The 7,525-nt window shown below is 69.7% G+C and carries 6 protein-coding genes; 1 reads left to right on the top strand and 5 read right to left on the bottom strand.

What is annotated here, in order from left to right; genetic code table 11:
- The first annotated feature begins 144 nt into the window (after positions 1–144).
- Positions 145–762 (top strand): nicotine blue oxidoreductase, encoded by a 618-nt coding sequence (gene nboR, locus FDW83_RS12575; RefSeq protein WP_138138422.1) that lies wholly within the window; start codon positions 145–147, stop codon positions 760–762.
- Here the strand turns inward: nboR and FDW83_RS12570 are convergent.
- The 5 genes from FDW83_RS12570 to FDW83_RS12550 form a co-directional block, all read right to left on the bottom strand.
- Positions 751–1,392, bottom strand: coding sequence for a uracil-DNA glycosylase (locus FDW83_RS12570; protein ID WP_138138421.1), 642 nt, complete (start codon positions 1,390–1,392; stop codon positions 751–753). The genes nboR and FDW83_RS12570 overlap by 12 nt on opposite strands.
- A gap of 22 nt (positions 1,393–1,414) precedes the next feature.
- Positions 1,415–2,395: an aldo/keto reductase gene (locus FDW83_RS12565; protein WP_138138420.1), complete on the bottom strand. Its 981-nt coding sequence runs from the start codon at positions 2,393–2,395 to the stop codon at positions 1,415–1,417.
- An 88-nt stretch (positions 2,396–2,483) separates the two neighbouring features.
- Positions 2,484–5,312: a molybdopterin-dependent oxidoreductase gene (locus tag FDW83_RS12560; protein WP_138138419.1), complete on the bottom strand. Its 2,829-nt coding sequence runs from the start codon at positions 5,310–5,312 to the stop codon at positions 2,484–2,486.
- A gap of 2 nt (positions 5,313–5,314) precedes the next feature.
- Complete coding sequence (locus FDW83_RS12555; protein ID WP_138138418.1) at positions 5,315–6,241, bottom strand: xanthine dehydrogenase family protein subunit M; 927 nt, start codon at positions 6,239–6,241, stop codon at positions 5,315–5,317.
- Positions 6,232–7,449: an XdhC family protein gene (locus FDW83_RS12550; RefSeq protein ID WP_138138417.1), complete on the bottom strand. Its 1,218-nt coding sequence runs from the start codon at positions 7,447–7,449 to the stop codon at positions 6,232–6,234. Before FDW83_RS12550 ends, FDW83_RS12555 begins: the two co-directional genes overlap by 10 nt.
- Positions 7,450–7,525: the final 76 nt, after the last annotated feature.

Genomic DNA, 7,525 nt, shown 5'->3' with positions numbered 1-7,525 from the left:
GCAGATGCTCGCGGCGAGGGGCGAGGTGGAGGAGGGCGCGCCGTCGTACGCCATGGACCGCTACAAACTCCTGGACGTCAACGCGGGCACCACCGGAGGAGCGGGCGGCGACGCCTAGCGACCTTTCCACGTTAGGGTGCGGGTATGGGAATTCACGCCACCGGCATTGTGCTGGCCGCGGGAGCCGGGACCCGGCTGGGCCTGGGCCCAAAGGCGCTGCTGCCCTACCGCGGCCGGCCGCTCGTGGAAGCCATCGCCGGAACCCTCCTCCACGGCGGCTGCCGCGAGGTGGTGGTGGTTTTGGGCGCCGGCGCGGCTGACGTCGCCGCCGGCGCCATGCTGGACCGCTGCCGGATCGTAGTCAATCCTGACTGGCACACGGGCATGGGCAGTTCCTTCCTGCTGGGCGAGCAGGCGGCCGATCCGGCAGACCACGTGCTGGTCGCGCTGGTGGACCAGCCAGGTCTCACGCCGGAAACGGTGGCGCGCCTCCTCGCCGCGCACCGGCCGGGACGGATCACCGCTGCCGCATACCGCCGTCGGGAAGCGTCCGACGGCGGGCTGGCGCAGGGTCTGCACCGCGGCCATCCCCTGCTGATCGACGCCTCGCTGCGCCCGGCGGTGCGGGAGACAGTGGCGGGCGACGCCGGCGCGCGCGGGTTCCTGCAGGCACACCCGGACCTGGTGGACGAGGTGGACTGCAGCGACCAGTCCACGGGCGAGGACATTGATACTCCGGACCAGCTGGGCTTACTTCAGTAGCAGTTGCTCCAGCCCGCTCTTAAAGCCTGCCCGTCCCCCATGCGCCGGGTGGCGGATCTTGGGCACGTCCAGGCCGCTGCGCAGCAGGCTGCGGTGCGCCACGTTGCCCACTGCCACCACTGTCCGGACCTCGGACAGTTCCGCAAGCGCCTGCCAGAAGGGCGTTCCCAGGGCAGCTTCGAAAGGCCGCGGCGTGCGGTTGGTCAGCGGCTGCCCTGGCCGGTGCGGATGCCACGGGAAGGCGCTCCACAACAGCGGCAGGAACTCCAGCTCGGCCAGGACCTGCCACATCACTGTCGCGGTGGGTTCGGACGGCACTCCCGCAGCCTCGGGCGGCAGCACATAGCCCGCACCGGTGCCGAACAACCCGAAGCTGTTGGCCGGGCCTTCGAACATGCTTCGGTTGGTGAAGGGCACACCGGTGATGCGCATGCCCCGGAACCCGGGGGCCTCCCCCACCAGCAGGACCCCGGGCCGGCGCTCCAGCATCTGGGTCAGGTAGAGCCTCAGGTTCTCCCGGCGCAACGCATTGGCCGGCACGCTGTGGTCAAAGAAGTTGGTCCAGGCAGGCCCGGCCGCTACCGCCGCCAGCCGTTCGATGAAGGCATCGATGTCGGAGGCGGGGTGCACGGGTCTGTCCTGGGCCGAACGGCTACCAGCGCGGGTGGATTGAATCCCGGAAGTAGTGGTCGTAGATCCAGCGGACCCCGCCGTCGAACTCCTGGGTCACCGCCACGGAAGCGGCGGCCGCGTTGGCCGCAGCCTGTTCCACGGTACGGGCTCCGGGAATGACGGAGGTGACGCCGTCCTGTGCGGCGATCCAGGCGATGGCAGCCTGGGCGGTTGTGGCACCGGACGGCACCAGCTGTTCAAACTCCGCCACAGCCTTCAGGCCCAGTTCGTAGTCGACGCCGGAGAACGTTTCGCCGACGTCGAAGGACTCGCCGTTGCGGTTGTAGTTCCGGTGGTCGTTCTCCGCAAAGGTGGTGTCCCTGGAGTACTTCCCGGACAGCAGGCCGGAAGCGAGCGGGACCCGGGCGATGATGCCCACGTTGGCCGCCTTGGCCGCGGGCAGCACCTCGTCCAGGGGCTTGAGCCGGAAGGCATTGAGGATGATCTGGACGGAGGCGGTGTTGCCGCGCCGGATTGCTTCCAGCGCCTCGTCCGTCCGTTCCACGCTCACGCCGTAGTTCCGGATGGCGCCTTCGGCCACCAGGGTGTCCAGGGCGTCGTAGACCTCGTTGTTGCTGAACACCGGGGTGGGCGGGCAGTGCAGCTGGACCAGGTCCAGGGTGTCCGTTCCCAGGTTCCTGCGCGAGCGGTCCACCCACTGGCGGAAGTTGGCCAGTGTGTAGTTTTCCGGGACCTGGTCCACCCGGCGTCCCATCTTGGTGGCCACGGTGATGTCCAGCCCCGGGTTATCCGCGAGGAACGTCCCGATGGCCTGCTCGCTCTTGCCGTCGCCGTACACATCGGCGGTGTCGAAAAAGTTGACGCCTGCTTCCGCCGACGCCGCCAGGATGGCCTGCGCCTGCGCCGGGTCCACGTGGCCCCAGTCCGCGCCGAGCTGCCAGGTGCCCAGCCCCACGACCGATACGTTCCGTCCGGTCTTGCCTAAAATCCGCTGTTCCATCCCTCGACTATATGCAACGATGCAGGGCGGGGTCAGATCGGGCCGTCCGGAAGCGCCCGGCCGGGCCTTATATGACCCCGCCCCCGCATCAGGAAAGAACCTGTTCGGCGGGCACCAGTCCCGCCGCCTTGAGGCCCAGGTAGATCCGGTCGCGCGCAATCGGCAGGGATGCAAAACGTACGCCCGTGGCGTTCCGGATCGCGTTCGCCAGCGCCGGCGCCACGGGGTTGAACGGGCTTTCGCTCATGGACTTGGCGCCCAGCGGCCCCAGGGAGTCGTTGGTGTCGGCAAAGTACACCTCGCTGCGCGGAACGTCCGCGAAGGTGGGGATGTGATACTGCCGCAGGATGTCCGTGGTGACCTTGCCGGCGTCGTTCACCACCACTTCCTCGTACAGCGCGGCACCGATGGCCTGGGCGATGCCGCCTTCGATTTGCCCGCGGCACTGGCGGGGATTGACCACCACGCCGGCGTCCGCGGCCTGCACGCTCTGCAGGATCTTCAGCTCGCCGGTGCCGCGGTTGACGGCCACCCGGAACCCGTGGACGTTGAAGGCAACAGAGCGCGGAGTGCCGCCCCAGCGCCCCTCGGCAGCGAGTTCGACGCCGGCATCCGCGGCCTGCTGCGCCAGTTCAGCCAGTGCCACGGGAGTCCCGTCGATGACCACCGCGTCCCCCTCCAACACACACGCGGCGGCCTGGGTCTGCCGGATGCCCGCGGCGAAGGCCCGGATGCGGACGGCCAGTTCTTCGGCCGCCGCCAGGGTCGCCTTGCCGGCCACCACCGTGCCGGACGACCCGAAGGCTCCGGTATCGTGCTCGATCAGGTCCGTGTCCGACTGCCGCACCACAACGCGGGAGGCGTCAGTGGCCAGGGCTGTGGCGGCGAGCTGGGCATGGACCGTGGTGGTGCCGTTGCCGAATTCGGCTGTCCCGACGTCGGCCTGGTACGTCCCGTCAGGCAGGAGCCTGAGCCTGGAGTGGGCAAAGTGGCCCCGCGGCGGCACGGTATCGATCATGGACAGCGCCGCCCCCTCGCCGGTCATCCAGTCCGGGCCCAGCTCATCCAGGCCAGCCGCCCTGTAGCGTTCGCGGCCCCGGTCCAGCGCGTCGCGCACCAGGTCCAGGCACTGGTCCAGCCCGTAGCTGCCGTAGTGGACGTCCTCCTCCGGTTCCGGCTGGGTGGAGAGCATGTGGTCCCCTTCGCGGACCATGTTCTTCCGGCGGAACTCGAACGGGTCCATCCCAATGCCGGCTGCGAGCTCGTCCATGGCGGATTCGATGGCGAAGACCATCTGGCTCAGCCCGTAGCCGCGGAACGCACCGGCCGGGACGGTGTTGGTGTACATGGCGTGCGCGTCCACCTTTTTGTTGGCGCACTTGTACACCGCCAGCGATTCACCACAGCCGTGGAACATCACGCCCGGGCCATGGTTTCCGTACGCGCCGGTGTTGGTGAGCACGTCCAGTTCCAGGGCGGTCAGCGCTCCGTCCCTGGTGGCTCCGGCCTTGAGCTTGATGGTGAAGGGATGCCGGGTGGTGGTGGCGGTGAACTGCTCGGTGCGGGTGAGTTCCAGCTGGACGGGCCGCTTCAGTTTCAGGGCCGCGAGCGCCACCAGGTCCTCCGTGAGGACCTCCTGCTTGCCGCCGAAGCCGCCGCCCACCCGGCCGGCCACCACGTGGACCTGGTCCTCCTCCAGCCCGAAAACCCGGCACAGCGTACGGCGGACCAGGAACGGGACCTGGCTGGAGGTGCGGACCTGCAGCCGGCCGTCGTCGTCCACGGATGCAATGGCCGCGTGGGTTTCCAGCGCCACGTGCTGGACCCGCTGGGTCCGGTACGTCTGTTCGTGGATGAAGTCGGCCGCCGCGAAGCCGTCAGCCACGCTGCCCAGTTCGGAGTGCAGCTCGGCCACCACGTTGCGGTCCGGCCGGGAAATCCGGGCCGTGGTGCCGTCCTTGTCCCCGTGCACCAGCGGCGCACCGGGCAGCAGGGCATCCTGCGGGGTGAGGACGGCGGGCAGTTCCTCATAGTCCACGGCCAGGGCGCGGACGCCGGCTTCCGCCGCGGGTACGGACTCGGCCACGACGGCGGCCACCCGCTGCCCGATGAACCGCACCACGTCATCCAGCACCCGGGTATCGTCGGGGTCGTCGGTGAAGAGCTCGTGCTGGGCCGTGGAGAACAACTGTTCCGGCGCGTCCTCATGGGTGAAGACGGCCACGACGCCGGGCACCTGCAGCGCGGCGTCCTTGTTGATCGAAACCACGCGGGCATGCGGATGCGGCGAGCGCAGGATCTTCAGGTGCAGCAGGCCCTGCTGTTGCTCCCTGGGAAGGTCCAGTGTGTACCGGGCGGTCCCGGTGACCACGGCACGGCTGGCGGGGGCGGGCACGTCGTCGCCCAACTGTCCCGGTTCCGGGTCCGGCTGTCCTTCCCCGGCGATACCTGAACCCTGCCCCCGCGGATCAGGATGTCCCGCATCTCCGCAGACGGCGTCGGCGATGGCGCGGTATCCGGTGCAGCGGCAGAGGTTGCCCTTGAGGTTCCGGGGCAGGTTGTCCTTTTGTTCGTCATCGAAAGTGGCGGCGGTCATCACCATGCCGGCCGTGCAGAAGCCGCATTGGAAGCCCTGCCGCTCCATGAACTGCTGCTGGACCGGATGGAGATCGCCAGCCGGTCCGGCCGTGGCGGCAAGCCCCTCGATGGTGGTGACCGAGTGCCCCTCGGCACGGACCGCCGGGTAGATGCAGCTGTGGACCGGGGTCCCGTCCACGTGCACTGTGCAGGCACCGCAGTCGCCGCCGTCGCAGCCCTTCTTGACGCCGGTGTTGCCCTGCTCGCGCAGGAAGGTCCGCAGGCATTGGCCGGGCCGCGGCGTAGCGTCGGACGGTGTTCCGTTGATGTCGATGGCCATGCTCAGGCCCCTTTCGAAAGTGCGTCGCGGCCGGCGCCAGGCAGTGCCGGCGGCCAGAAGTCCCCGGAAACCTCCAGCCCTGTAGCCCCAACCGGCGCGGAGAGTTCGGCGCGGATCTCCTCCGCCAGCCGGTAGGTCATGTCCCGGCGCCAGTCCGGCAGGCCGTGGATGTCGTCGTGGTAAAGGTCGGCGGGAATCGCATCATCAAGTGCCGCCGCCAGCCGGTCCGCGTCCGGGAGCGCCTCGAAGCGCAGCTGCACGGGCCGCTTGGTCGCGGCGGTGACGGTGAGGACCAGCGAGGTGCCGCCGTCGAGCCTTCCGACCAGCAGGACGCCGGACCTGCCCAGGTTGCTCAAGGACAGGCGGCGGAACGCCACCCGGGCGGACAGGGCCGAGGCCGGCAGGTGGATGCTGCGCAGCAGCTCGCCGGGTGCCAGGCAGTTTTGGGCGTCACCGGTGACGAATTCGGCGACGGCAACGGTGCGGCTGGTGCCGCCGGGTCCCAGGATGGTGGCGGTGCCGTCCAGTCCGGCGCAGAGCGAGATCATGGGCCCGGCGGGCAGCGAGGTGCAGAGGTTGCCGCCCACGGTGGACATGTTCCAGACCTTGAAGGACGCCACGAAGGAATCGCAGCACGGCCGGACCAGGTCCAGTCCGGGCCAGGAGCGGCCGGCAGCTGCCGGGAAGTCCGGCAGGCTGTAAAGCTGGGCGACGGTGCAGGTGGCCGCGAGCTCGATGCCGTCGTCGGTGACGGTGGCCGGGGTCCAGCCGGCCGAACCGAGGTCCAGGAGGCGGCGCAGCGGCTTCGGTCCGAAGGCGCAGCTGCCGTAGGAGAAGAGGACCGTTCCGCCGGCGAGCCAGGCGTCGCCGTCGCGCCATTGTGCGGGGTCGGTGGTGGGGACCACCGCCTCGATGGTGTTCATGTCCATGCGATCTCCTGCTGGGTGGTGTTTGTGGGCACCGGCCGGGCCGGGTGCTGTTGATGGATGGGGCCGGACGCGTCCCGCAGCGGGATGCACCTGGCAGCGCCGTTGCGCGCGGCGAGAAGCTCGGCGGTGATGGACACCGCCACTTCGGCCGGGGTGACGGCACCGAGGTCCAGGCCAATGGGTGAATGCAGCTGTGCGATCCGTTCCGGCCGGACACCGGCGGCGAGGAGGTTGTCCACCCGCTGCAGGTGGCTCCGCCGCGAGCCCATGGCACCCACGTAGGCGAGGTCCAGGGCGAGCGCCGTTTCCAGGAGCGGGATGTCGAATTTCGGATCGTGGGTGAGGACGGCCGCCACGGTGCGGTTGTCCACCCGTCCGGCGGCTGCTTCCGCCGCCAGGTAGCGGTGCGGCCAGTCCGTCACCACTTGGTCCGCCACGGCGAACCGGGGCTGGTTGGCGAAGGCGGGGCGGGCGTCCACCAGGGTCACGTGATAGCCGAGCAGCCTGGCCGCGGGGACCAGTGCCGCGCCAAAGTCGTTGGCGCCGAACACCAGCATCCGCGGCGGCGCCAGGCGGGATTCCACCAGGACGGCGGGTCCGAATTCCTTGTCGTCGCCGGTCCTGTCTGCAGGGCAGCTGCCGGGTTGGGCCAGCCGGACCAGGCCCGCACTGCCGCTGCGCACCAGTGCTTCCACCTGGAAGAGCGGCTCGCCCTGCAGCCCTGACAGGTTTAGGGCCGCTGCGCTGAAGCCTTCGGAATTCCGGATGACGACGGCGCCGCCCCCGGGGGTGCCGATCCCCCGTACCAGCGCTACGGGTTCGTCCGCCGCCAGTTCCGCGAGTTGGCGCAGCGAGGCCCGGAGCGGGTGCGCAGCCTGTCCGGGCATGTCGGCAGGAACCGGCTCAACGTGGACGTCCAGCTCTCCACCGCAGGTGAGCCCGGCGGCGAAGGCGTCCGCGGAACTGAAGCCGAAGGCCTTGCGGCGCGGGCTGCCGTCGTCCATTGCGTCCTGGGCGAGCGCCACCACGGCGCCTTCCACGCAGCCGCCGGACAGGCTGCCCAGTACCTCACCAGAGCCGGTGACGATCATGGAGGTTCCGACGGGCCGGGGCACGGAACCCGCGGCCGCAACGATGGTGGCAACGGCGAACTGCCGGTCCTCGGGCCGCTGCAGCCAGGAGCCGAGCGAAGGGATCAGGTCAAGCATTGCGGCACTCCTTCTTCCGCGGCGGTGGTGTCCATTGTCGTTCCTGTGGGGTGGTTCGGAAAGGATATGGGGTGGA

The sequence above is a fragment of the Pseudarthrobacter sp. NamE2 genome (assembly GCF_005796205.1).
Classification (GTDB): Bacteria; Actinomycetota; Actinomycetes; order Actinomycetales; family Micrococcaceae; genus Arthrobacter.
This window is presented reverse-complemented; position numbering and strand designations above follow the sequence as displayed.

What these genes read in the sequence shown, in the direction of transcription:
- nboR (WP_138138422.1), top strand. Translation starts at nt 145, where the DNA reads ATGGGAATTCACGCCACCGGCATTGTGCTGGCCGCGGGAGCCGGGACC.
- FDW83_RS12565 (WP_138138420.1), bottom strand. Translation starts at nt 2,395, where the DNA reads ATGGAACAGCGGATTTTAGGCAAGACCGGACGGAACGTATCGGTCGTG.
- FDW83_RS12560 (WP_138138419.1), bottom strand. Translation starts at nt 5,312, where the DNA reads ATGGCCATCGACATCAACGGAACACCGTCCGACGCTACGCCGCGGCCC.
- FDW83_RS12555 (WP_138138418.1), bottom strand. Translation starts at nt 6,241, where the DNA reads ATGGACATGAACACCATCGAGGCGGTGGTCCCCACCACCGACCCCGCA.
- FDW83_RS12550 (WP_138138417.1), bottom strand. Translation starts at nt 7,449, where the DNA reads ATGCTTGACCTGATCCCTTCGCTCGGCTCCTGGCTGCAGCGGCCCGAG.